This is a genomic window from Streptomyces sp. NPDC102437 (assembly GCF_044765565.1).
GTDB lineage: Bacteria > Actinomycetota > Actinomycetes > Streptomycetales > Streptomycetaceae > Streptomyces.
Genome location: NZ_JBIWKI010000013.1, coordinates 196,858 through 221,036 on the forward strand (window position 1 = coordinate 196,858; position 24,179 = coordinate 221,036).

A 24,179-nucleotide genomic window follows, 5' to 3' on the forward strand; every position below is an offset into this window, starting at 1 on the left:
CGTCAGGAGTGAGAGTCGTGCGTCCGAGATACGCCGAGCCGGCGACACCGGTCACTTCCCTCACGGGGATTGCTCCGGTCGCCGAGGAATGGTCAAGAACTTTTGATTTCTTGCCGGGTGCCGCACAACTGGCGCGGTTGCACACCCGGACGCGACTGACGATGTTCAGGTGGTCGGGGAACAGTGAGGGCGCGACACAGGCCGCAGGAATCCTTGTTGGCAACGCCGTGGCGCATGCCGACCCGGGCCCGACGGCAGAAGACCGGCAGGTGCGGCTCAGGCTCGCCATCACTGAGGACCACGAGCTGACGATCGAAGTACGTGATCCGATTCCGCAGTTCCGGGACTTTGAGCAAGCCCCAGCCGGCCAGGAGAGGCGCGGCCTCTGGACGCTTCGTCGGCTCGGCGGTGAACTGTCCTGGTTCCTGTGCCATGATCGCGTCGGCAAGACGGTGCGCGCGCGTATGACGCCAGGGCCGGTGCCGGCATGACGGTCTCCCTCACCGCTCCGGTTCTGGAGAAACGCGTCGTTCGGCCTATGGCCAACGTCCCGAAGTGGAGGCCTCCGCTCGACCCGGACGACTTGAGACACGTCCTGAAGCGGGTCGCTGCGTGGACTCCGCTCGACGTCGATGCGGTCTTCGACGACCTGGACACGACGATCGGAAACCAGCCGCCGCCCGAGGCCGCGACTCCGGCGCTTGTCGAACGCTTGCGTACCCATCTCGCAAAGCTGAGCACCATCGCCGAAGCCGACACCAAGTACCCGCCGACTGATGAAATGGCGCAGCTCATAGAGCGAGGACGCTCCATGCAGGATGCGTGCCTGCCAGACGACCATCAGCAGGCCGTCGGGCTGGCTCGACGCCTGGCTTTCGTGATCTCCGACCTCGTCGAGGAACTCATCGAGGCTCGGTACATCAAGGACGTCGAATGACGCCTCGAACGGGTCGTCTCCGCGGAGTTGTGTTGTCGCTCCGTGGAGACGACCTTCCAACGGGGTCTTCCCCTTCCACCTCGATCGCCCCGCTTTGCACCGGCGGGCGCTGGTCGGCGGACAGCGCGGAGGGCCGGCTCACACTCCCCGTCGATCACGGGTGTGAGCCCCGGTCGCCCTCTCCCACTCCAATCGAGGGCGACCGGCCTGCCCCACAGCTCCTCCCCGAAACTCCCTCTCCGGTAAATCCAACTCCGCTCCCCCGCGGTTCGTAGGTTCAGCCGGAGAGGGCCCCTCACCACAGCACGTCCGAGAGGAATGCGACGCACATGTGCCAGCACGAGACTCCCTGCCCCACCGCGGACGCGCCAGATCGCGAGGCGGCCAAGACTGTGGCGCGAGACGACGTCTTGGGCTGGGCCTTGCGTTGCAATGGCGTATTGACCTTTGACGACACTGGTGAATTGCTGCCCGACGGCCAGATCATTCCCCCGCGCCGCCCCACTGCGCTGACGGGAGCAGCCGCATGAGCACGGTGAGCCGCGTCGTCCCGTACATCACGGCCCGCGACGGCGAGGAACCCGAATCGATCCTGGCCCTGCGTGCCACCTTTGACCGCGCCGGCCGGTCAGCCCTGGGCTACTGGGACGAGAGTCCAGAGGACCGCGATCCGCGAGGTGTGCTGTGGGGCCGGTGCTCGCAATCGATCGGCCCAGGTGGGTTGCCGTCAGGGCGGCCGCAGTGGCGGCTGATCCACCCCGCTAGGCAGCGCGAAACGATGACACGGCTCCACTGCCAGATCTGCGCAGGCCCTACAAGAACACCGCAGGGGTACCCGTTCCTGGCACCCGCTGCCGCTGGCCTTCCGCGGCCTGGGGACATCCTCCGCACCGCGCAGCCCCCTGTCTGCCGGGCGCATCTGCATGTCGCAGTTGAGCAGTGTCCGAACCTCCAGAAGGGCTACACCGCCCTGATGGTGCGCAACGCCCCCATCTACGGGGTCATCGGCACGCCTTACCAGTGGACACGTGACGGGATCAAGGCACTGGCCGGGAATGACACACCCATTCCCTACCGGGCGTCAGAGCTGCGGTGGTTCCTGGCTTCACAGCTCGTTCGCTGCTTGCAGGACTTCACGGTCGTCGACCTGGATGACCTCACGCCGCTCGCCTCGCATGCCTGAACGTCCTGGAGGCCCCATGTCCCGTCGCGCGTGGCAGGTGTCCACCCTCGTGGTCGCCATCACCCTGATCAACTACGCCGCAATGAAGCGGTGATGCGTGCCCGCTCCTCTCCGCAACGGTGCGGGCTCACGTCTCTCCGAGTAGCCCCTGTCTCACAGCCGCAACCGTGGCTGTACATCGACCTGGAGACTTCATGCTCACAGCTCCCACCTTCCGCAGCGTCGAAGGCGCCTACCTGGCCCTGAAACTCGCCTCGCACAACCACGAGCACCACATCGCCGCGCTGTTCGAGCTCTACCGGCAGATAGAGCACGAACAGAGGGACACCCTGAGCCTCGACGTGCTGGACGCGCTGCACCTGGGCCTGCGCTGGCTCGTCGGACACCGCTGGGCCGCGTGCTTCACGCCCGGAAGCGCCGAATGAATCAGAAGCCTTCCCGCAGCGGTGCCGTGGTCAACGGCGTGGGCTGGTCCCGCTGGTCGGTCATCCTGTGCAAGCCGGACGCGGTCGAGCGGGGCCTGGCCGATGAGGTGCTGAACCGGCTCGCCGCACCGGACGTGGAAATCCTCGGCCGGCAGGACGTGACGGTCGCGCCCTGGCAAATCCACGTGCACTACTGGGACCTGCTGGTCGACGCCGATTGGTTCGGCGGCCGAGACATACCCGCATGTCTGGCCGGCCTGTACGTCGGGCGGACCGTCACCGTCGCCCTGGCCTACGGCCCGCCGGGCATTCAAGGCCGCCTGCGCAGCTGCCTCGGCCACTACGACCCGTCGAAAGCGGAGCCCGGCACGATCCGCGGCGATCTCGGCGACGACAGTCTCGACCAGGCCCTGGCCGAGAAGCGGTTGGTGAACAACCTCGTCCACACGTCCGACGACGCGGACGCCGCGCGCCGAGACTTCGGCACCTGGTTCGGCGCCAACCGCCGTGGCCTGCTCGTCCCGCAGATCTCCCCGCGTCAGCGCGCCAACGTCGAGGACTGACACCGTTCCCACACTTGGAGGCACATTCATGAGCGTTCCCACGTTCCAGCGCCGCCCCCTCCCGATCCTGTCCGCCGACAAGATCGGCGAACTGAAGCCGGAACTCGCCGATGTGATCGAGTACCGCAAGTCAGGGCTGTCGCTGAACTGGATCGTCGGCTGCCCGCTGGAGTGCGGATACTGCGTCCGGCACCTGTTCGACAACTTCGAGATGAAGGCCCCCCGACGCCTCATGAGCGACGAGGAAGCCGTCGCCCGTCTCGTCGGCCACCCGTACTTCCGTGCCCACAAGGCGCCCATCCAGCTCCTGAACCGTGCCACAGACCCGATGCTGCCCATCGTGAAGCCCCACCTGTTCGAGGTGCTGCGGAAGCTCGACGAGCAGGGCCTGACCAACCACGTCCTGATCATCACGCGCTGGCGGGTGACCCCCGAGGACTGTGCCGTCCTCAACAGCTTCACGAACCTGCGCCTGACCGTGCTGGTCACGCACTCCAACATCGCCAACCCGGCCATCGAGCCCGTGGACTCCAACATTGCCGCGGCGAGCCTGCGCACCCTGTACGAGCACGCCGAGCGGTACCGCACTGTCCTGTACTGGCGGCCGATCGTGCCTGGCTTGAACGACTCCGACGCTGACATCGAGCGGGCCCGGGAGCTGTCCCAGCACGCACACGCCACCGTCTTCACGGGCCTGTTCTTCCGGGAGCAGATCGCCTCCTACTACGAGTCGCACGGGCTGCCGATGCCGTACGACGAAACGGCACGGCGGAAAATCATGCCGCAGGCCGCCGAAGAGCGGATACTCGCCGCCTTCCAAGACAGCGCCTGGGGGGCTCTGTTCCGCAAGACGAGCTGCGGTGTCGCCTACGCCCATGGAGAGGCCGACTACAACGGCCACTACGGCGTACGCGAGCTGTGCGACATCTGCCCCGAGGACCAGATCGCGCGATGCCAGGCGGCGTGGGTCAAGCCGGATCTGGCGACAGTCACCCAGGAAGCCCGAGTTCTCGGCGCGACGGGTGAGATTGAGATCAACGATCGTGCCATCGTCGTGGAGGGACTGGACGAACCGCCGCGCTACTTCCTCCAGCACGGCTTCGGCTACCAGTGCCACGACCGAAGCAAGCCTCACCACCACCGCCAGCACGGCCGTGCTCCCATCGGCTGGCAGGCAGGGAACGGAACCGGACCCGCATGAACTTCTCCTCCTGGCCGTCACTCCTCGTTGTCGATGTCGAAGGCAACGGCACCAACCCGCCCGACCTGGTCGAGGTCGCCGCCCTTCCCGTACGTGACGGGCGGCCGGACACGAGTACGGCAGGCGCGTGGCTGACCAAGCCGCGCCGCCCCGTCACGCCTTTCGCCGCCCGCGTCCATGGCCTGACCAATCTGCGGCTGGAGCGCGAGCCCGGCTGGGAGGAGATCGCCGACAAGGTCCACACACTGCTCGGTGACTCGTGGATCTGCGCCCACAACGCGCATGTGGACTACAAGGTGCTGTCGGCGCACCTTCCGCAATGGCGGCCGGCCGGAGTGCTCGACACCCTCCGGCTGGCCAAGGCCACCTACTCCGGCCTGCCGAAATACTCACTCGACGCCCTGATCGAGCACGTCCAGCCGGACCTGAGCGCAGCCCCCGCACAGCGGCACCGCGCCACGTTCGACGCCTACGCCACGGCGCAGCTCCTGATCGCCATGGCCACCCACTACGACACCTGGGACCAGCTCGTCGCCGCGGCCGTGCCGCCCGGCCTGCCCGGAGCCCACGACCCAGAAGAGGAACCCACCCTGTGGTGACTACGAATCCGCCCATCCGTATCGGCGTGCTCGGTGCCCACTCCACCGGCAAGACCATGCTGCTCAAGCGCATCGAGATGGAGCTGCGCGGCAACGGTATGGCCCCGGTCCGGACCGGCAGCATCGGAAAGCGCGCCGCCCTCAACGGGCTGCCCAAGATGCAGAAGCACACCGCGGCGTCCACCGAGTGGATCATCGCGCAGGGCATCGCCGACGAGATCGCCGCAGCCGCCCGGGGTGCGGACGTCATCCTCGCGGACCGCGCTCCCTACGATGCCCTCGCCTACTTCAACGCCGCTCTGGAGTTCCGCGGTGAGCAGATCGACGACTTGGAGCGGGACAGGCTACTGCTGCTGGCCTCTTCACAGTTGCCGAAGTACGACCTGCTCCTGGCGACGGTGCTCGACGAGACGATGCCGGTCCAGGCGAAGCACGACTACGACCCCCGGTACCGCGTCCTGGTCGACCAGCACACCCACGCGCTCCTCATCAGCGAGGAGATCCCTCACCTGCGCGTCACCAGCGACCCCGACAGCCAGGCGTACGCCGTCGTGCAGGCACTTGAGATGTGCCTGACGGAGGCCGCCGTATGAGCGCTGCACGGCCTGGGGGCGTGATCGGACTCGCTGGAAAGACCGTCTCCCGTCTCGGATTCGGAACGATGCGGCTGACCGGGCCCGGCACCTGGGGCGACCCCGTCGACCGCCACCAGGCAGTACGCGTCCTCCGCCAGGCCGTCCGCACCCACGGCATCACGCACATCGACACCGCAGACGCCTACGGCCCTCACACCGTCGAGCATCTGATCCGTGATGCGCTACACCCGTACCCCGAGGAACTGCTGATCGCGACGAAGGTCGGCATGGTGCGACCGGGCCCCAACCTGTGGGCACCACACGGTCACCCCGTCTACTTGCGGACCTGTGTCGAAGCCAGCCTCCGCCGTTTAGGAACCGAGCGGCTGGACCTCTGCTACCTGCACCGCATCGACCCGAAAGTGCCGCTCGCGGACCAGCTCGGCACGCTCCACGCACTGCGGGACGAGGGCAAGATCGCCCACATCGGCCTCTCGAAAGTCAGGCCTGAAGACATCCGCAGGGCCGGGAAGGAAGTGACCATCTCGGCAGTGCAGAACGTACTCAACATGACCGATCGCCACGATCCAGCCCTCGAACTCTGCCGAGACCTCGGCATCCCCTACGTGCCCTACCGGCCACTCGACGCGGGCACGCTGACGAAAGCCCACGGAGTCTTTACCGCCCTCAACTGGCTTCTCCAACTCGACGACATCGTGGCGCCCATTCCCAGCACAAGCCAACCGCAGCACCTCGAAGAGATCGTGAGCGCCGTAGCGGCTGGCGGCTGGTCCTGATGCGTACCGCCCCGGCTGTACCAGCCGCACGAGAAAGTGCACTGCGGGCCAGTTGCTCACCTCGAATCCGGGTCAAGGTTCTTGCCGGAGACCCTGTCTCTGACGCGGGGATTCGTACACACCTACGGACACGCCCCGAGATCGACCTCGTGGCAGGTGAAGATCCATCCGATGACCCGCAGGTGACAGTCATGGTGGCCGACAACGTCAGTGATGACGTGATCGTGCTGCTGAGCAAGACCCGGCGTACCAGTGCCACCCGCGTCGTCCTCGTCCTGGCTGAACTCACGGAGCAGGCGGCGTTCAGGGCGGTGGCGTGCGGGGTGGCGGGGCTCGTGCCCCGCAGCGAGGCCACACCAGACCATCTGGTCCACGTCATAAAGACCGCGGCGGCGGGCGACGGCTACATGCCCCCCAACCTGCTGGGGGCACTCATGTCGGAGGTTGGCACGCTGCAAGAGAACGTGCTCCTCCCACAGGGACGGCACTCCAGTGGTCTGTCCGTCCGTGAGATCGACATCCTCCGCCTCATCGCCGAAGGGCACGACACCGGAGTCATCGCGACGAAGCTCGCCTATTCCGAGCGCACGATCAAGTACACGCTGCACCAGTTGATGACCCGCCTCCAGCTTCGCAACCGGTCGCACGCGGTCGCGTTCGCGATGCGCCAGGGGCTGCTCTGACCGCACCGCCGCTCAGACACAGTGCTCTACAACCCGAAAAACTGCCCCGGCGGTCAGGTGATGGTCGCCGGGGCAGTGGTGTGGGGTGTCAGTGCGAGTCGGGCACCTGGAGCACGCGGAGCATGTCTGCGGTCACGACGCGGAAGAGGCGCCCGGGGCGTATGACCTTGCAGGGGAACGCGTTTGTGCGGGCGAGATGGTAGGCGTGGGTGCGCCCGAAGCCGAATGCGCGACCGGCTGTCTCCAGGTCGACGGTGGGTGGGAGGTCGAGGAGGTCGCGAGTGGTCATCGGCTGTTCAGTAGTCATGTGGGTCATTTCGGCGCAGCTCCGGCCTGGAAATGGAACAGGTTGGGTCCTCGTGGCGCACTGTACGTCATGGGTTGATACCGCACAACAGCGTCTGTACTTTGGGTCAACATGGAGCAACTCGATTGGTCAGCCCGCGTCAGCCGGACGATTGCGCAAGAGGTGCGACGCCACCGGCTTGCCCGGGGCATGAGTGCGCAGCAGCTCGCGGACGCCTGCGATCGGCTGGGTTCGCCCATGCCCAGAACGGTGATCTCCAACATCGAGAACGGCCGGCGCGGCAACGTGACCGTGGCCGAGGTCGGCATCCTGGCGGCGGCGCTGGAGGTGGCGCCGGCGGCGCTCGTTTTCCCCGTCGGCTACGCCGAGGAGGTCGAGCACCTGCCTGGCCGTACGGTTCCGCCGCTGGAGGCCGCGGACTGGTGGAACGGTGAGGCTGGTGCTTCCGATGGGTGGGCCCTGACGCTCCTGCGGAAGCACCGGCGGCTGGAGACCCAGATCCGCCGTGTCTACAAGGGGATCTGGGAGCAGGCCATCTCTGATTACCGGTGGAACGGTGAAGCCGCCGGGCCGGAGGCCGAGGGGGCCCGGCAGCTTGCCGAGGAGATGAAGCAGCAGCTTCACGAGCTCCGGGACGAGATCGCACGGCGAGGGCTGACCCTCCCGCCGCTTGCAGGGCTGGACCGGCAGGCCTAGCCGGGCCGGGACTGCCTGTTACCCACGGGCGCGCTGCGCCCTTCACGAAGCACGACGGAGGGGAATCAGTCATGCCCGGAGCACGGCGGGCCGGCGGGATCACGAAGCGGTGTGAGTGCCGCGACGAGGGCGGGAAGCGTCTCGGTCAGGAGTGCCCGCAGCTGTCGAAGCGTGCGCACGGCAACCACCAGTTGAGGCAGGAGCTGCCGGCCGACGCGGAGGGGGCGCGGCGGACGTTCCGGCGCACCGGGTACGGGACGGTGAAGGACGCGCAGAGTGACTTGGACCGTATCCGCGCCATCCTCGATCTGGTCGAGGACGATGAGGACGGGGCCCGGCGTGTGGGTGACCTGTTGGCGGCCGTGATGCGGGACCGTGCGCCGATCCCGGACCTGGCGGAGGTGAAGCGGAAGCTGGTCGGCGGTGTGGCGATGGACTCCGCTATGACCGTGGGTGAGTGGCTGGAGGAGTGGATCGAGTCCAAGAAGACGAAGAGGAGGACGACAGCCGGCTACCGGTCCCACATCCGCGTGCACCTGGGGCCGGGGGTCGGGCATTACCGGCTGGACCGCTTCAATGTCGCCCACGCGCAAGCGTTCTTCGACTCGATCGACGAGCAGAACGAGATCATCGCGGCGGAGAATGCGCAGCGCCGGGAGCAGGAGGCGCGCTGTAAATGGGGGAAGGCGTCCCGGCCCCCGGCGGCGGAGTCGGCGCGCCTCGCTGTGGAGCGGGAGAAGCTGGCGGCGATGCCGCCCTACCGGCTCATCACCGGGGCTGCGACGAAGCAGCGCATCAGGGCCACGCTGCGGACCGCGCTGAACTCCGCCATCCGCCGGCAGCTCATCACGTTCAACCCGGCGTCGTGGGTGGAGCTGGCGTCCGGGAAGCGGCCCAAAGGTCTGCTGTGGACGGACCGGCGCGTCGAGCGCTGGAGGCAGACCGGGGAGAAGCCGAGCGCGGTCATGGTCTGGACGCCGGAACAGATCGGGCAGTTTCTCGACGAGGCGGAGGAGTCGCGCCTGTATGCGTTCTTTCACCTGATCGCGTTCCGGGGTCTGCGCCGCGGTGAGGGCGTCGGCCAGGACGAGGTGAACACCGACTTGGACAGCCAGGAGATCACGATCTCCAAGGAGCTCGTGGTCGACAACTGGCAGGTCTACGAAGACACGCCGAAGACCGAGGAGGCCGCCGGAACGATCGGGTTGGACTCGGTCAGTGTCGCTGTCCTTCGAGCGCACCGCATCCGGAAGGCGGCCGAGCGTGACGCCTGGAACGAGCGGGCGGCACGGGAGCGGGCGGAGGGCAAGGACACACCCGATTGGGTGGACACGGGCAAGGAGTTCACCGACGTCGATGGCACGTGGTTGCACCCGGAGAAGGTGAGCGAGGAATTCCGGCGAATCTGCCGGAGAGCGGACCTGCCGCCGATCAACCTCCGCGATCTCAGGCACTGCGCGGCCACGCTCATCCACGCGGGCGGCGGCGACCTCCACGCCATCAAGGAGACGCTGCGGCATGGCACGACGCAGCTCGCGGGCGACACGTACACCTCGCTGCTGAAGGAGGTGGACCTGAGCATTGCGGAGCGGGCCGCGGCGCTGGTGCCGAGGGCCCGAAGGGGTGACGCCGCGCCGGTTGCCGAGTAGCGTCATGGGGGTCGAATCGGGTCGGCGTTACCGCAGGTCGGGGGCCCGTCCCGCTCGCCCCTTGCTCGCCCGATGCTCGCCCGAACGCTCCATAATGAGGCGTCACGGCGTGACACCAGCCGTCATGAAGGCCGGGGTGAGGATGCACGGAAAGGGTGCGTGACCAGCACTTTCCGGCAGTGTCCGACAGTGGGTGTCACCAGGTGACACAGAGCAGGGTGGGCCCGCAGCGGACTCATAATCCGTCGGCCGTGGGTTCGAGTCCCACCCGCCCCACCGAACAACTTCAGGAAGAATCGTTCTGACCTGGGGAAACGTGTTTTTGCGAGGGTGCCTCGCGGCTGTGACCCGGGCATTGACGCCCATTCCGCCCGCCACCGCGGCGAGGCGTGGCGGCGGGCGGGCTGAGTCCGGCACTGAGGAGTTGCTCGAAGGTGGGCGTGGGGCTGCCCCTCACTGGAAGTGCTTGCTGATCCGCGAGGCGGGAACGGCCGTGTGCGCTTCTGGGGTGACGGGGCACGATGATGCGCAACCGCGCCTCGATCCACTCGTCGTCGGCCCCTTGTGTCTTGGGGGGCGCTGAGGCTCCGACGGGGCTTCGTCGACGCGACTGCCCCCGTAACTCCCCTCGTTTCGACGGGGCTTCGGTGAAAGCTGATCCGTTCGTTCGCGATTCGGCCGGATCGCTGTCACCGGCATCAGCGTGCCGCATAGGGAGCCTTCCCGGCGAATCACCCATCCCCGTTCGGGCAGGGCCCGTGTCCATGGGCTTCGGCTCCGCCCTGTCGGCCGGACCGGGTGCGGGATCGACAGATCGCACCCACCGTTACGGAGCGTAATCGCTTGGTGTGTAGGGGTTCGCCCTGGCTTCCGAGGTCCCCTGCGACGCGGAGGTGATCCGGTGGGGCTGATTCCTGCCCGCTCCGCTGTCGGTGTTCCGGCGGAGCGTTATGGCCCGCGTGTACATGCAGGCGTCGGGGCTCTCGCCGTGAGCCGTCCACTTCCTGCCTATTTGCCCCCACCTGCGTTACATGTCCGGAGAGTCACCTGTGACAACGCTCCGAAGGATTAAGGTATTTCGTCACCTTTAATCCTTGATTACGGCTTCTACGACTTGTTGGTCGCAGGGGTCGGACGTAGTGTCGAAAGTGCCGCTGCAGGAGCAAGGAGCGGCACAGTGAACTCCTCCAGAGGAGGCGAAGATGAAGGTTCGCAGCATCTTCGACCACAGGGACGGCGGTCGCGGCGGATACGGTGGCCGTGGCGGTTACGGTGGCCGTGGCGGATACGGCGGTCGTGGTTACGGCGACCGTGGTTTCGGCGGACGCGGACGCGGACGCGGGTTCGGCGGCTACTTCGACGACTACGGCTACGGCCGTGGTGGACGCTGGGGTTGCTGACACCCTTCACTCCCGATCCCTGACATCAACTCGAGGCAGGCTCGCGCAGCGCGCGGGTCGGCCTCGTCTTGTGGGGACCTGTTCCCATGGCTACTGCCCATAGTCCGAGCACCTCTGCGATGTGATGCTCATGCGCTTTCACAGCCCGCTCCAGCGTTCCGCCCGTGACGAGGAGCCGCCCGAGGACCCGGTGACGGATGTTCCGATCCGCACCGACCCCGTCAGCATCATGGCGTCCTTCCGGCGCTTCTGGCCTCTGACCAGAGGCGACCGGCGCTGGCTCGTCGTCATCTTCCTGTGTGCGGTCCTGGCCGCCCTCGCCGAGACCATCACCGTCCTGCTGTTCGCCGAACTCACCGACAAAGCCCTGCAGACCGGCACGGTCAGCGCCTTCTGGAAGCCCGCCGGTCAGTGGCTCGCAGTGGCGGTCGCCGGTGCGGTGGTGGGGTACCTGGGCAGTTCGCTCGCGGTCTGGACCGCCGAACGCTTCGTGCTGAGGCTGCGGGCCCGCGTCTTCGGCCATATCCAGAAGCTCCCGCCGCACTTCTTCCAGCGCAATCGCCGCGGCGACCTGGTGGAGCGGCTGACGGGCGACGTCGAGGCCATCGAGGCGCTCGTGGTCTCCGGCATCGTCGGGGCGGCGTCGGCGCTGTTCGGCACCGTCTTCTACGCCGGTGCCGCCCTGCTGCTGCGCTGGGACCTGGCCCTCGCCACCTTCGTCATGGTTCCGATCCTGCTGCTCGTCACTCGCGGGTTCGCCAAGCCCCTGCGCGCGGTGTCCCGGCGCGGCCGGGCGGCGGACGGTGCCATCACCGCCGTGGTCGAGGAGACCCTGGTCAACGTGGTCATGACCCAGGCGTACAACAGGCAGCAGGACGAGGAGGACCGGCTCAGCAGCAAGGCGCGGCTCCGGTTGAGGACCGCGGTGAAGGCCGTCCGCCTCACCGAGTTCTATGAGCAGTTCATCGAAGTCCTCGAAACGCTGTGCGTCCTCACCATCATCGGGCTGGGGGCATGGGAGATCTCGGCCGGCCGGATGACCCTCGGACAACTGCTGGCCTTCGCCGCCTTCATCGGGTACCTCTACCCGCCGATCCGTTCGCTGGGCCAGCTCGGTCTGACGGCCACCGCCGCGACCGCGGGCGCCGAACGACTGCTGGAGATCCTCGATGCCGAGCCCGCCGTCACCGAACCGGGCGACTCGGTGCCGGTGCCGGAGCGCAGCCGGGCGCTCGGCGAGGTGGAAGCGCGTCAGGTCTTCTTCCACTACCCCGGCAGCGACGAGACGGTGCTCAGGGACCTCTCGTTCACCGCAAGTCCCGGGGAACTGCTGGTCATCACCGGTCCCAGCGGCGCGGGCAAGTCGACGCTGGCCGCGCTGCTGCTCAGGTTCTACGACCCGGACGCCGGCAGCGTCCTGCTGGACGGCGTCTCCGTGGACGGGATGCCGCTGACCTATCTACGCCGGAACATCACGCTGCTGCCGCAGGACACGCTTGTCCTGCACGACACCATCGAGGAGAACATCGGCTGTGGACGCCCCGACGCGAGCCACGACGATGTCGAGCGGGCCGCGCGGGCGGCCGACGCCCACGCGTTCATCGAGGTTCTGCCGGAGGGATATGACACCGTCATATCCACCGGCACCTCCCGGCTCTCCGGCGGCCAGTTGCAGCGCATCGCCATCGCCCGCGCCATGCTGCGCGACGCCCCTGTGCTCCTCCTCGACGAACCCACGACCGGCCTCGACCGGCTGGCCGCGGAACGCATCCTGGAGCCCCTGCGGCGGCTGGCCCGCGGCCGCACCACCATCGTGATCACTCATGATCTGGCCCTGGCCGCGGACGCCGACCGCATCCTCGTACTGGACGAGGGGAGCCTGGTGGAATCCGGCACGCACACCCAACTTCTCGGCAGGAGCGGCCTGTACGCCACGCTCTTCGAGCGCCGTTCCCGGCCGCACAACGGAACCGTCTACAAGTCCGCCCGGCCGTCAGGGATCCATCGGAGATAGCCGGGCGGCGCCACGGAGCCGTTACGTCACTGCCGCGGCGGCCGGTTCCCGACGGCGGCCGGACCGCCGGAGAACTGCTGGTGGTTACCATCCGCTGTGACCGAAACGACCGAAGGACCCGCTCCCCGCGCCCGAATACTCGCCGATCTGACGCCGCTGCGGACCTCCCCCGACTACCGGCGGCTCTGGTTCGGGAACACGGTCTCCTGGATCGGGCAGGGGATGACGTCGCTCGCCGTGTCGCTTCAGGTCTACGACATCACCGGGTCCGCGTTCTCGGTCGGGCTGATCGGGTTCTGCTCGTTCCTGCCGCTGGTCGTCTTCGGGCTGTACGGCGGTGCCGTCGCCGATACCATCGACCGGCGGAAGCTCGGCCTGGCCAGCTCCGCCGGGTCGTTCCTGCTCTCCGTCGCCCTGGTCGTCATCGCCGTCGCGGGCGTGGAGCAGGTGGGGCTGCTGTACGCGATCGTCTGCCTCCAGGCGGCCTGCTTCGCGGTCAACTCACCGGCCCGCAGCTCGATGATCGCCCGGCTGCTGCCGGCCGAGCAGCTGCCCGCAGCCAACGCCCTCACCTCCATGACCAGCACCACCGGCATGCTGGTCGGGCCGATGCTCGGCGGGCTCGTCGTCGGCTGGTGGGGTTACCGGGCCGCGTACACCGTCGACGCCGTCACCTTCACCGCCTCGCTCTACGCGATGTGGCGGCTGCCCGCCATGCTGCCGGAGCGGGAGGAGGGCGTGGGGCACAAGCGGGCGTCCGTCGCGGACGGGCTGCGCTTCCTCGGGACCAGGCCCAATCTCCGGATGACCTTCTTCACCGATCTGTGCGCCATGGTGCTGGCCCACCCCCGGGCGCTCTTCCCCGTCGTCGCCGTCCTCTGGTACGGCGGCGACGCGAAGACCACCGGGCTGCTGGTCGCCGCCCCGGCGCTCGGGGCGCTGCTCGGCGGGGTGTTCTCCGGATGGCTGGGGCGCGTCCGGCGCCACGGTCTCGCCGTGCTGGTCGCCGTCGCCTGCTGGGGCACCGCCATCGCGGTCTTCGGTCTGACCCGGCAGCTCTGGCTCGGGCTGGTCTTCCTGGCGCTCGCCGGGTGCGCGGACACCACCTCGATGGTCTTCCGCAACACCATGCTCCAGGCGGCCGTGCCGGACGAGATGCGAGGACGGCTTCAGGGCGTGTTCATCGTCGTGGTGGCGGGCGGACCGAGGCTCGGCGACTTCGTGGCGGGATCGGTCGCCGACCTCGCCTCGCCCGGCCTGGCGGTGACCGGGGGCGGGATCGCCTGTGTCGTCGCGGTGACCCTGCTGGGGCTGCGGTGGCGCGGGTTCGCCCGGTACGACGCGCGGAACCCGCAGCCCTGACCAGTCCCTGCCCCTGGTACGACGCGCGGAACCCGCAGCCCTGACCAGTCCCTGCCTCATTCCCCGGGCGGCCCCACCACCGAGCGGGCGAAGCCCAGCTCCACCAGGTCCTGGGGGCGCAGCCGCAGCTGGTCGGCCGTGGCACGCACCTCGTCCGGGGCGCGCTTCAGGATCGCCGCCGCCAGTTCCGGGGCGATGACCGAGAAGTAACTGTCCCGGGTGACATGGGTGTTCCCCGGCGCCGCCAGCGCCAGCGCGCCGCCCGAGCCGCCCTCGCCGATCACCAGGGTGGTGACGGGGACCCGGGCCTCGGCTATCGCCGCGAAGGCGTCGGCGATGGCGGCGCCCGCCCCGGCCTGCTCCGCCGCCGCGTCGTTGGCCGCGCCGGGGGTGTCGACCAGGGTGAGCACGGGGACGCCGATCCGGTCCGCCAGCCGGATCACCCGGGCCGCCGTGCGGTAGCCGGCCGGGCGGGTCGCGGTGCCGCACTGGGCCACGTACGCGATCGAGCGGCCCTCGCGCCGTCCGAAGCCGCAGAGCAGCCCCGGGTCCGTACCGCCGCACCGGTCGCCGACGAGCGGGAGGCGGTGTTCGAAGTACGCGTCCAGATACGCCTCGGCGCGCGGCCTTGCGGCCGAGCGGGCCTGCTGTACCGCGTCCCAGCCGGTCACCGGGAGGCCGGTGGCGGACAGTGCGTCCGGCACCGGGGCGGGCGCTGCGGGGGAGTCCGGGGCGTGCAGCGCCCGCAGCCAGCGGGCCACCGTCTGCGGGAGCTCCTCCGGCGGGACGACCGCGTCGACCTGGCCCGCCGCCAGCTGGCCCTCGGCGGTGTACGCGTGCGGGTCCGCGTCCGGCGGCCGTACCCGGGAACCGGCGAACCCGACCTGGGCGCCCGGCAGCGCCAGGATCACATCGGCGCCCGCCCCCAGCGTGGCCCAGCCGCCGCCCGTCGTCGGGTCGCGCAGGACCGCGATCTGGGCCGGGCCCGCCGCCCGCAGCCGCGCCGAGGCGCGGGCCACCCGCTGGAGCTGGCTCAGGGCGACCATCCCCTCCTGCATCCGGCTGCCGCCCGTCGCGATCAGCGAGACCAGCGGCAGCCCCCGCCTCCGGGCGGCCTCGTACGCGGCCACCAGCCGGTCCCCGGTGCGCTGCCCCAGCGAACCGCCCAGGAACCCGAACTCGAACGAGACCAGGACGCAGCGCCGGCCGCCGAGCGAGGCGAGGCCGTGGACGACGGACTCCTCCTCGCCGGTACGGGCGGTGGCACGGGCCCGGGACTCCCCGTATCCGGCCCAGGACAGCGGTCCGTTCCCGGCGTCCGGAGCACCGGTCCCGGAGGTGAGCTCCTCGAACTCCGTGGTGAGGGCCGCGATCGCGGCCCGCGCGCCCATCCGGTCAGCCATGGAGCGACCGCTTCATGATCTTGCCGAGGTCGTTGCGGGGCAGCGCGTCCAGGTAGCGGACCGTGCGCGGGCGCTTGTGCGGGGACAGCTGGGCGGCCACATGGTCCGCGAGCTGCCGCTCGGACGGCGGCGCGGCCGGGTCGGCCGGCACCACCCAGGCGACGATCCGCTCGCCCAGGTCCGGGTCCGGTTCACCGGTGACGGCCGCCTCGCGGACACCGGGGTGGTCCAGCAGCGCGTTCTCGATCTCCCCGGCACCGATCTTGTAACCGCCGCTCTTGATCAGGTCGGTGGCCTTGCGCCCGACGATCCGTACGTAGCCGTCGGCGTCCCGGGTGGCCATGTCCCCGGTGCGGAACCAGCCGTCCTCGGTGAGTGCGGCGGCCGTGGCGTCGGGGCGGTTCAGATAGCCGGTGAAGAGGTTCGGGCCGCGCACCTGGATCTCGCCGATGGCGTCGGGGCCGCCGTCCCCGGACAGGACGGTGCCGTCCTCCTCGACCAGGCGGAGCTCCACGCCGCGCAGGGGTGCGCCGACCGTGCCGGGGCGCGGCTCGCCGTCGGCCCGGACGCCGGTGTTCATCAGGGTCTCCGTCATGCCGTACCGCTCGATGACCCGGCGGCCGGTGGCCGCCGCGATCCGCTCGTGGTCGTGCACCGGCAGTGCGGCCGACCCGGACACCAGCAACCGGGCGCCGGCCAGCGCCTTGGCCAGATTGTCCGCGCCGGGGCCGTCGAGGGCCTCGGCCAGCCGGTGGTACATCGTCGGCACGCCGAAGAGCATGGTGCCGCCGGACGACAGCTCCCGGGCCACCCCCTCGGTGGAGAACCTGCCCAGGTGGCGCACCGATCCGCCCCGGCGCAGCGGCCCGAGCACGCCCAGGATCAGGCCGTGCACATGGAACAGCGGAAGGGCGTGGACGAGCACGTCGTCGCCGGTCCACTGCCAGGCGTCCTCCAGCGCGTCGAGCGAGGCGGCGATCGCCCGCCGCGGCAGGATCGCGCCCTTGGGCGGGCCGGTGGTGCCGGAGGTGTAGACGATCAGCGCGGGGTACTCCGGGGAGGGCTCGGGGAGCGGGGCGAGGGAGCCCTCGGCGGCCGTGTCGACGTCGATGCGCTCCAGCGCCCCCAGCACCGGCGGGAGAGTGTCGCCCGCCCCGGCCAGCACCATGGCCGGTTCGCTGTCGGACACGATGTGGGCGAGTTCCCGCGTCCCCGTCTTCGGGTTGAGCGGAACCGCCGGCACCCCGGCGTACAGCGCGGCCACGACGGCCACCACCGTCTCGGGGGTGGGGGCGGCCCAGATCGCGACCCGCCCGGCTCTGGCGAGACGTCCGGCGAGCGCGGCGGAGGCGGCGGCCAACCGCTCGTAGGTCATGGTGTGTTCGCCGAACCGGGTGGCTTCCCGGATCGAACCGTCATCCGGCACAGAGAGAAGAGGGGTCACCCACCGCACCTTATGGGCTGCGCCAGGTGAAAGACCCTAGTCCCGCTGGAGTCCCCGCATGCGGCCGTACGCGTACACGCATCCCGCCAGGGCCAGGTCGGACAGCAGCATGAAGCCGATCGAGTACGAGCCCTTCGCGCTGTAGATCGCGCCCATCACCAGCGGCGGGACGAAGCCGCCCAGGCCGCCCATCGCGCCGACGATCCCGGTCACGCTGCCCACCTTGGCCTGCGGTGTCACCTGCGAGACCAGGGCGAAGACGCTGCCGCTCGCGGTGCCCAGGCCCGCCGCCATGCAGAGCAGCGCGATCGTGCCGCCCGGGGCCAGCGGCGGATCGAAGGCCTGGACGATCGCCATCAGGGCGGCCATGCCGAGCGCCGCCGCCGTGACCAGGGCCGGGTGGAAGCGGTCCGAGAGCCAGCCGCCGAGCGGCCGGAAGACGACCGTGACCAGGGCGAACCCGGCAGCCTTCGTGCCGGCGTCGGTGGGCGACAGGTCGTACCAGGTCTTCAGATACGTGGGGAGGTAGACGCCGAACGCGACGATTCCGCCGAAGCCGATCGCGTACAGCGCGGACAGCTCCCAGGTGACCCGCAGCCGTCCGGCACCGGCCAGCCGGTGGCCGAGCGAGTCGGTCGGCACCGGGCGGCCCGGCCGGTCGCTGACCAGCACCGCGGCCAGCCCCGCGTACACCACGAGGGCCGCCGCGACCACCAGGTACGGCAGGTTCTCGCCGTGCCCGGCGATCCTGGGGGTGAAGTACCCGGACAGCGCGACACCGCCCATCCCCATGCCGAAGATCCCGAGCGCCAGGCCCCGCTCGGCGGGCGGGAACCACGAGTTGACCAGCGGGATGCCGATCGCGAACGTGGTGCCGCCCAGGCCCAGCAGAAAGCCCACGACGAGCATCGCGCCGAAGGAGTCCCGCGCCGGGATCAGCAGCAGCACGGGCACGATGGTGAGCGCCGAGACCAGCGGGAACATCAGCCGCGCACCGTACTTGTCGGTGAGCGCGCCCGCCGGGATCCGGCCCAGCGAACCGACCAGCACCGGCACCGCCACCAGCAGCGACTGCTCGAACGAGGTCAGCCCCAGCCGTTCCTTGTAGTCCCCGGACAGCGGCGCGATCAGGTTCCAGGCCCAGAAGGTGAGCCCGAAACCGATCGTGGCCATCACGAGATTGCGATAGGCGGCCGCGGACGGCGCGTCGACCGTTGCGGGGGACTGCTTGACGGCTGTGTCCACCCCCTCAGTCAAGGGCGGGCACCCGCCCCGGGCCTGCCGGAATGCGCCATCCGGGTCACCCGAGACGCGGGAGCCGGGTACAGGGGCGGGGTACCGGCCGACACGACTTGCACAGTCACGAACCGGACAAAGCTGCGACAATCACAGTATGGACCGGTTGGACAGAGAAATCCTCGGCATCCTCCAGGAGGATGCCCGGATCTCGTACCGCGATCTGGGCGTACGGGTCGGGCTCAGCGCCAACGCGGCGGCCGACCGGGTGCGCAGGCTGCGCCGCGACGGTGTCATCCGCGGCTTCACCGTGATCATCGACCCGGCCGCGGACACCCGCACCGGCCTCGTCGTCTTCATCGACGTGACGCTGCGGATGGACACGACCAACGAGGTGTTCGAGCGGGCGGTGCTCGCCCTGCCCGGCATCACCGAGGTGGTCCATGTGACCGGTGGCCACGACTATCTCGTACGGGCCACCGTCGCCGACACCACCGCCCTGGACGGGCTGCTGCGCAGGCTGAAGCGGGAGGCCGGGGTCGCCCACTCCAGCACCCGGGTCGCGCTCAGAGCGGCGCCTGCCAGGTGACGGCCTTCGACTCCGAACCGTCCTCGTCGCGGCCGTCGTCGGTGACCGTCAGCCGGACCGCGGCCCGCCCGTCCGCCGGCCCGGCCGTCGCGTCCACCGCCACCTCGATCGCCGACACCCCGGCCCGCCGGTGCGCGGCCGCGAGAGCGCTCCGCAGCGCGGCGAGCAGCTGCCGGTCCACGGGATCCCGGACCAGCGCGTCGACCGCCCCGGTGAAGTGCACCGACGGCGGGAAGCCGAGCACGGCGGCGGCACCCGCGGTCTCCCGCAGCACCCGGCCGCGGAAGGTGGCGGGGGCCTCGGCGGGCGGCTGCTGGAGGGCGAAGATCGCCGTCCGTACCTCCTGAATGGTGGAGTCCAGCTCGTCGACGGCCCTGCCGAGCAGCTCGTCGGTGTCCGGGGCGGCGGCCCTGCGGCGGGTCGACTCCAGCATCATCTCGGTCGCGAACAGCCGCTGGACCACGAGGTCGTGCAGATCGCGGGCGATCCGGTCCCGGTCCTCGTACACCGCGAGCTGCTCCCGGTCGTGCCGGGCGTTCGCCAGGACCAGCGCCAGCGCGGCCTGCGAGGCGAACTGCGTGGCCAGCAGCCGGTCCAAGGCCGTGTACGGGCGGTCGCCGCGCCGCCGGGGCAGGGCGAGGGTGCCGATCAGCCGCCCGTCGCTCTGCAGCGGCAGCATCATGCTCGGGCCGAACCGTGACCGCACATGCGTCGTCATCCGCGGATCGGTCGCCGAGTCCTCGATGAACACCGGTTCCCCGCCGAGCAGTTGGACCAGCACCGCCGAGCCGGGCGCGATGGCCGTACCGACGATCCCGGCCGGGTCGTCGAGCGTGGCGGCGGTGACGATCTCCATCCCGCCCTCCTCGTCGGGCTGGAGGATGACCCCGGCGCAGGCGTCGGCGAGCTTCCTGGCCCCTTCGGCGACGGTCATCAGCGCGTCGGCCGCGCTTCCGCCGGTCAGCAGTGCGGTGGTGACGGCGGCCGCCCCTTCGATCCAGCGCTCCCGCTGCCGGGCCGCCGCGTACAGCCGGGCGTTGGCGATCGCGCCGCCGGCCTGGGCGGCCAGTGCCCTCAGCACCGCCGCGTCCGAGTCGGTGAAGCGGCCGCTGTGCTTCTCGGTGAGGTAGAGGTTGCCGAAGACCTGGTCCTGGACCCGGATCGGCGCCCCGAGGAAGGACCGCATCGCCGGAGGGCCGGGCGGCATCCCGCCGGCCCGCGGGTCGGCGGTCGGATCGTCGCGACGCAGCGGTTCCGCCCCGTCGGCCAATGTGTCGGGCATCCCCAGGTGGCCGTCCGGGAACCGGCCGGTCCGCTGCCGCTCGGTGTCGTCGAGCCCCGTGGTGTACAGCTCGCCGATGGTGCCGCGCTCCGGGTCGAGCACGCCGAGCGAGCCGTACCGGGCCCCGGTCAGCGTCGTGGCGGTGTCCACGATCTGCTGGAGCACGACCCGTAGTTCGAGATCGGAGCCGATGCTCAGCACGGCTTCCAGAAGCATCGACAGCGGCGGCTTCTCCGGGGCGGGGGACGCGGCCGGGGCCGCCCCGGACGGTCCCGCGTCCGTCGTCTCGTCGGTCATGCGCCGCACCCCCGGGGTGTGTTCAGCAGGCGAGCGGGTCGAGGACCAGCGGCTCGATCTTCCCGTCCAGCATGGCACCGAGCCCCAGCACCGCGCAGACGTCCGGCCGCTCCGCGATATGGACCAGCATTCCCGTCGCGTCCCGCAGCATCTGGTCGAGGCCGGGCAGCAGCGCGCTCCCGCCGACCATCATGATGCCGCAGTCCACGAGGTCGGCCACCAGATCGGGCGGGCAGTCGCGCAGGATCGTGCCCAGCCCGTCCAGCACCGCGGTGAGCGGGGCGTGGATGGCCTGCCGTACCGCGGCGGTGTCCACGTGCACCGAGCGGGCCAGTCCGGTCGCCACGTCACGGCCGTGGATCTCGGTCGTGGCGGGCTCCTTCGAGCTCAGGCCGTTGCCGCTGAGCGCCAGCTGCAGGGGGCGCACGGACTGGCTCGGCAGCATCAGCTCGTGGTGCTGACGCAGATACTGGATCACCGCGTGATCGATGGCGTCGCCGCCCACCGGGATGCGTACGGCGCTCACGATCGAACCGAGCGAGAGCACCGCGATCTGGGTGGTCGCCGCCCCGCACACCATGATCATGGTGGCGGTCGGCTGCTCGACCGGCAGTCCGCAGCCGACGGCCGCCGCGATCAGGGTGTCGACCAGCTCGACCCGCCGGGCGCCGATCCCGACCATCGTCTCGACGGCGGCCCGCTGGGCGAGCGGATCGCTGTCGTGCGGGGTGCAGGCGGCGGCCCGCAGCCGGGGCTTGCGCCGCAGCTGCCGGCGGAGCTTCTCGCCGAGCAGATGGCGGAGCATGCGCTGGGCCATCTCGATGTCGATGACGGTCCCGCCGGTGACCGGCCGGGTCACCCGGATGTAGTCGGGGGTGCGGCCCGTCATCTGTTCGGCGAGCGCGCCGACGGCGATGAGCGACCCGGTGCGGGTGTTCACCGCGGCGACGCTCGGCTCGTCGACGACGAGCCCGAGGCCCTTGACGTACACCCGGGTCCGGGCGGCCCCGAGGTCGACGGCGACATGGCAGCGGCGCAACTGCTCAAGACTGACGGTCACGGCAGGTCTCCCGAGAACGCGGAAGGTGGCACCGGCGGCAGCCGGTTCTGTCCCGCAATCGTGCGCCGTTCGGAGGTGTGGCGCGCGTTGGGATGCGCCGTAGGAGGGGCCTGTGGGGCGGCCCCTGGCTGACGGGCCGGCAGGAGGGGCGCGGTACGCGAAGGAGGCGCGGTACGCGGGAATCAGCCCGGCAGCAGCCGCTGGAGGAGTCCCCAGGTGAACTCGGCGACGTACGGCTCGCCCGTGCCAGGATCGGTGATCGCGAGCGCCCACCGGGCCGGGGCGCCGCCCTCCATCGGGCGAGCCGGTGCGAAGGCCCGCGCCACCTCGTCGACCGTGCCCGACCAGGGGCGAAGGTCCTCGGCCGTGCGCAGTTCGGGGCCCGGCGCCCCCGGCGCCCGCACCAGCCACTCGTTCCACACCGCGCCGCCCGGCGCGACCATCACCTCGAACCACAGGTCAGGCCACAGCACCGTCCGCCAGCGCAGCGCGTCGCACTCCAGGTCGCCGACGGTGCGGCGGACGGACGACAAGGGTTCGCCGAGCACCGAACGGTAGCGGCGCAGCGCGCCCCGCCCGCCGGGCGCCCGCACCATGGCCTGCCAGCGGCGGTTGGCCTCCCGCATCTCGGCGGTCGAGGCGCCCAGCTCGTGCCGGGCGTCCTCGACGAGGCCGGGCTGGTGGTCGGCCATCCGGCGCAGCAGGACGAGCTGGAACTCACGGGGGCCGAAGGGCGCGGTCATGGTCTCAACGGTTCCACACCCGCGATCCCGGCTTCAACGGTTCCACACCCGCGATCCCGGCTTCAACGATTCCCCACCGGGACCCTGACCGCCCTGACCACCGGACGGCCCCGGCTCGCCCAGCATCCGGTGCAGCAGGTCTCGCAGCATCGTCCGGTCCTCGTCCGACAGCTCGGCCAGCGGCTCCCGGGCGAAGGTGAGCGAATCGCGCAGCTGCCGCGCGGTCCGGGCGCCCAGCGCCGTGGGAGCGGCCAGCTTCACCCGCCGGTCGGCCGGATCGGGCCTGCGCTCCACCAGGCCGCGGGTCTCCAGCCGGTCGACGATGCCGGTCACGTTCGACGGCTCGCACTTCAGCTTCTGGGCGATCCTGCGCATGGGCATCGGCTCCAGCGAGAGCAGCCCCAGCACCCGGGCCTGGGCGCCGGTGAGCGAGTGCGCTGCCGCCGCCTCGTCGTACTCCTCGTAGTAGCGCGCCACGACGGTACCGATGAGCTCGACGACTTCGAGAGTCAGAGGGTCTGTGCGGGAGGTGGCCATGACACCCAGGATAGCCCGTTGCTTGACAACATGAAATATTCAGGAGCATGGTTGTTTCACCACCTGAAGTACTTTGCTCCCCTGGTGCGGCCCCACCGCCCGGCCGGAGTTTCCCCCACCTCGTAGGACATTGAGGAGAACCCGAGCCCATGTCAGCAGCACTTCCCACGTCCGGCCGTGAATGGCACCTCGTCGCCCGCCCCCACGGCTGGCCGAAGGCCGAGGATTTCGCGCTGCGTGAGGTCCCGGTCGCCGCTCCCGGCGAGGGCCGTGTCCTCGTCCGCAATCTGCACTTCTCGGTCGACCCGTACATGAGGGGCCGGATGAACGACGTGAAGTCGTACACCCCGCCCTTCAAGCTCGACCACCCCATGGACGGCGGAGCGGTCGGCGAGGTCATCGCCTCGAACGCCGACGGCTTCGCGGTCGGCGACCACGTCCTGCACGGTCTCGGCTGGCGCGAGTACGCCGACGTCCCGGCCAAGCACGCCGTGAAGGTCGACGCCTCGCTCGCCCCGCTCTCCGCCTACCTAGGCGTGCTCGGCATGACCGGGCTCACCGCCTACGCGGGCCTCTTCGACGTCGCCTCCTTCAAGGAGGGCGACGCCGTCTTCGTCTCCGGCGCGGCCGGCGCCGTCGGCAGCCAGGTCGGCCAGATGGCGAGGATCAAGGGCGCCTCGCGGGTCATCGGCTCGGCCGGCTCCGACGAGAAGGTCAAGCTCCTCGTCGAGGAGTACGGCTTCGACGCCGCCTTCAACTACAAGAACGGCCCGGTCGCCGACCAGCTGCGCGAGGCCGCCCCGGACGGCATCGACGTCTACTTCGACAACGTCGGCGGCGAGCACCTCGAAGCGGCGATCTCCTCGCTCAACCTGCACGGCCGCGTCACCGTCTGCGGAATGATCGCCCAGTACAACGCGACCGAGCCGACCCCCGGCCCGCGCAACCTCGCCCTCGTCATCGGCAAGCGGCTGCGCATCCAGGGCATGCTCGTCGCCGACCACGCCGACCTCCAGCCGCAGTTCGTCCAGGACGTCGCCGGCTGGCTGGCCTCGGGCGAGCTGAAGTACCGCGAGACCTCCGTCGAGGGCATCGAGAACGGCTTCGACGCCTTCCTCGGTCTGCTGCGCGGCGAGAACACCGGGAAGATGATCGTCTCCCTCGCCTGACAGCCGCTTTGGCGGACCGGTTAGGCTC

At 70.1% G+C, this 24,179-nt stretch carries 26 protein-coding genes and 1 tRNA gene; 19 read left to right on the plus strand and 8 right to left on the minus strand.

The window, feature by feature from the left end; all coding sequences use genetic code 11:
* Positions 1-17: 17 nt before the first annotated feature.
* The 11 genes from ACIRJP_RS19130 (at position 18) to ACIRJP_RS19180 (ending at position 6,963) form a co-directional block, all read left to right on the plus strand.
* Positions 18-491 (plus strand): ATP-binding protein, encoded by a 474-nt coding sequence (locus tag ACIRJP_RS19130; protein ID WP_404175168.1) that lies wholly within the window; start codon positions 18-20, stop codon positions 489-491.
* Positions 488-937, plus strand: a complete 450-nt coding sequence (locus ACIRJP_RS19135; RefSeq protein WP_404175171.1) for a DUF6415 family natural product biosynthesis protein — start codon at positions 488-490, stop codon at positions 935-937. Before ACIRJP_RS19130 ends, ACIRJP_RS19135 begins: the two co-directional genes overlap by 4 nt.
* A gap of 329 nt (positions 938-1,266) precedes the next feature.
* Positions 1,267-1,467: a DUF5999 family protein gene (locus ACIRJP_RS19140; RefSeq protein WP_404175174.1), complete on the plus strand. Its 201-nt coding sequence runs from the start codon at positions 1,267-1,269 to the stop codon at positions 1,465-1,467.
* The gene (locus ACIRJP_RS19145) at positions 1,464-2,120 is read left to right on the plus strand and encodes a hypothetical protein (RefSeq protein ID WP_404175176.1); all 657 of its coding nucleotides are present in this window, start codon (positions 1,464-1,466) and stop codon (positions 2,118-2,120) included. Before ACIRJP_RS19140 ends, ACIRJP_RS19145 begins: the two co-directional genes overlap by 4 nt.
* A 194-nt stretch (positions 2,121-2,314) precedes the next feature.
* Positions 2,315-2,545, plus strand: coding sequence for a hypothetical protein (locus ACIRJP_RS19150; RefSeq protein WP_404175179.1), 231 nt, complete (start codon positions 2,315-2,317; stop codon positions 2,543-2,545).
* Positions 2,542-3,108 carry a nucleoside-diphosphate kinase gene (locus tag ACIRJP_RS19155; RefSeq protein WP_404175182.1) on the plus strand — a complete coding sequence of 189 codons (567 nt, stop codon included), beginning with the start codon at positions 2,542-2,544 and terminating at the stop codon, positions 3,106-3,108. Before ACIRJP_RS19150 ends, ACIRJP_RS19155 begins: the two co-directional genes overlap by 4 nt.
* Before the next feature lie 28 nt (positions 3,109-3,136).
* Positions 3,137-4,309 carry a radical SAM protein gene (locus ACIRJP_RS19160; RefSeq protein WP_404175185.1) on the plus strand — a complete coding sequence of 391 codons (1,173 nt, stop codon included), beginning with the start codon at positions 3,137-3,139 and terminating at the stop codon, positions 4,307-4,309.
* Positions 4,306-4,908, plus strand: coding sequence for an exonuclease domain-containing protein (locus tag ACIRJP_RS19165; protein WP_404175189.1), 603 nt, complete (start codon positions 4,306-4,308; stop codon positions 4,906-4,908). Before ACIRJP_RS19160 ends, ACIRJP_RS19165 begins: the two co-directional genes overlap by 4 nt.
* Positions 4,905-5,501, plus strand: a complete 597-nt coding sequence (locus ACIRJP_RS19170; RefSeq protein WP_404175192.1) for an AAA family ATPase — start codon at positions 4,905-4,907, stop codon at positions 5,499-5,501. Before ACIRJP_RS19165 ends, ACIRJP_RS19170 begins: the two co-directional genes overlap by 4 nt.
* A complete protein-coding gene (locus ACIRJP_RS19175) occupies positions 5,498-6,280 on the plus strand; it encodes an aldo/keto reductase (protein ID WP_404175195.1) in 783 nt (260 codons plus the stop codon). The genes ACIRJP_RS19170 and ACIRJP_RS19175 overlap by 4 nt, the downstream gene beginning before the upstream one ends.
* Positions 6,281-6,471: 191 nt before the next feature.
* Positions 6,472-6,963 (plus strand): response regulator transcription factor, encoded by a 492-nt coding sequence (locus ACIRJP_RS19180; protein ID WP_404175199.1) that lies wholly within the window; start codon positions 6,472-6,474, stop codon positions 6,961-6,963.
* A gap of 88 nt (positions 6,964-7,051) precedes the next feature.
* Here ACIRJP_RS19180 and ACIRJP_RS19185 read toward each other — a convergent pair whose 3' ends face one another.
* A complete protein-coding gene (locus ACIRJP_RS19185) occupies positions 7,052-7,252 on the minus strand; it encodes a DNA-binding protein (RefSeq protein WP_404175202.1) in 201 nt (66 codons plus the stop codon).
* A 129-nt stretch (positions 7,253-7,381) separates the two neighbouring features.
* Between ACIRJP_RS19185 and ACIRJP_RS19190 the strand changes: the two genes are divergently transcribed.
* The 6 genes from ACIRJP_RS19190 (at position 7,382) to ACIRJP_RS19215 (ending at position 14,391) form a co-directional block, all read left to right on the plus strand.
* Entirely contained in the window at positions 7,382-7,966 is a 585-nt protein-coding gene (locus ACIRJP_RS19190; protein WP_404175205.1) for a helix-turn-helix domain-containing protein, read from the plus strand.
* Between the two features lie 71 nt (positions 7,967-8,037).
* A complete protein-coding gene (gene xerC, locus ACIRJP_RS19195; protein WP_404175208.1) occupies positions 8,038-9,615 on the plus strand; it encodes a tyrosine recombinase XerC in 1,578 nt (525 codons plus the stop codon).
* 212 nt (positions 9,616-9,827) lie between these two features.
* Positions 9,828-9,891: transfer RNA gene (locus ACIRJP_RS19200), tRNA-Ile, on the plus strand.
* A gap of 926 nt (positions 9,892-10,817) precedes the next feature.
* Positions 10,818-11,015 (plus strand): hypothetical protein, encoded by a 198-nt coding sequence (locus tag ACIRJP_RS19205; protein ID WP_404175211.1) that lies wholly within the window; start codon positions 10,818-10,820, stop codon positions 11,013-11,015.
* 130 nt (positions 11,016-11,145) lie between these two features.
* Positions 11,146-13,029: an ABC transporter ATP-binding protein gene (locus ACIRJP_RS19210; RefSeq protein WP_404175214.1), complete on the plus strand. Its 1,884-nt coding sequence runs from the start codon at positions 11,146-11,148 to the stop codon at positions 13,027-13,029.
* 96 nt (positions 13,030-13,125) lie between these two features.
* Positions 13,126-14,391, plus strand: a complete 1,266-nt coding sequence (locus tag ACIRJP_RS19215; protein WP_404175217.1) for an MFS transporter — start codon at positions 13,126-13,128, stop codon at positions 14,389-14,391.
* A gap of 56 nt (positions 14,392-14,447) precedes the next feature.
* Here the strand turns inward: ACIRJP_RS19215 and ACIRJP_RS19220 are convergent, their stop codons facing one another.
* The 3 genes from ACIRJP_RS19220 to ACIRJP_RS19230 are packed head-to-tail and all read right to left on the minus strand — an operon-like array spanning position 14,448 to position 18,483.
* Positions 14,448-15,794: a carboxyl transferase domain-containing protein gene (locus ACIRJP_RS19220; RefSeq protein ID WP_404175220.1), complete on the minus strand. Its 1,347-nt coding sequence runs from the start codon at positions 15,792-15,794 to the stop codon at positions 14,448-14,450.
* Entirely contained in the window at positions 15,787-17,238 is a 1,452-nt protein-coding gene (locus ACIRJP_RS19225; RefSeq protein WP_404175223.1) for an acyl-CoA synthetase, read from the minus strand. Before ACIRJP_RS19225 ends, ACIRJP_RS19220 begins: the two co-directional genes overlap by 8 nt.
* 36 nt (positions 17,239-17,274) lie before the next feature.
* Complete coding sequence (locus ACIRJP_RS19230) at positions 17,275-18,483, minus strand: nitrate/nitrite transporter (protein ID WP_404175226.1); 1,209 nt, start codon at positions 18,481-18,483, stop codon at positions 17,275-17,277.
* Between the two features lie 148 nt (positions 18,484-18,631).
* Here ACIRJP_RS19230 and ACIRJP_RS19235 point away from each other — a divergent pair, with 148 nt between their 5' ends.
* Positions 18,632-19,063, plus strand: a complete 432-nt coding sequence (locus tag ACIRJP_RS19235) for an Lrp/AsnC family transcriptional regulator (RefSeq protein ID WP_404175228.1) — start codon at positions 18,632-18,634, stop codon at positions 19,061-19,063.
* Here ACIRJP_RS19235 and ACIRJP_RS19240 read toward each other — a convergent pair.
* From ACIRJP_RS19240 to ACIRJP_RS19255, 4 genes are all read right to left on the minus strand, one after another.
* Entirely contained in the window at positions 19,041-20,642 is a 1,602-nt protein-coding gene (locus tag ACIRJP_RS19240) for a GAF domain-containing protein (protein WP_404175231.1), read from the minus strand. The genes ACIRJP_RS19235 and ACIRJP_RS19240 overlap by 23 nt on opposite strands.
* A 22-nt stretch (positions 20,643-20,664) precedes the next feature.
* Positions 20,665-21,702, minus strand: coding sequence for a rod shape-determining protein (locus ACIRJP_RS19245; RefSeq protein ID WP_404175233.1), 1,038 nt, complete (start codon positions 21,700-21,702; stop codon positions 20,665-20,667).
* 182 nt (positions 21,703-21,884) lie between these two features.
* The gene (locus ACIRJP_RS19250; protein WP_404175235.1) at positions 21,885-22,445 is read right to left on the minus strand and encodes a hypothetical protein; all 561 of its coding nucleotides are present in this window, start codon (positions 22,443-22,445) and stop codon (positions 21,885-21,887) included.
* Between the two features lie 33 nt (positions 22,446-22,478).
* Entirely contained in the window at positions 22,479-22,982 is a 504-nt protein-coding gene (locus tag ACIRJP_RS19255; protein ID WP_404175237.1) for a MarR family winged helix-turn-helix transcriptional regulator, read from the minus strand.
* A gap of 149 nt (positions 22,983-23,131) precedes the next feature.
* Between ACIRJP_RS19255 and ACIRJP_RS19260 the strand changes: the two genes are divergently transcribed.
* Positions 23,132-24,151, plus strand: a complete 1,020-nt coding sequence (locus ACIRJP_RS19260) for an NADP-dependent oxidoreductase (RefSeq protein WP_404175239.1) — start codon at positions 23,132-23,134, stop codon at positions 24,149-24,151.
* The last annotated feature ends 28 nt before the right edge of the window (positions 24,152-24,179 follow it).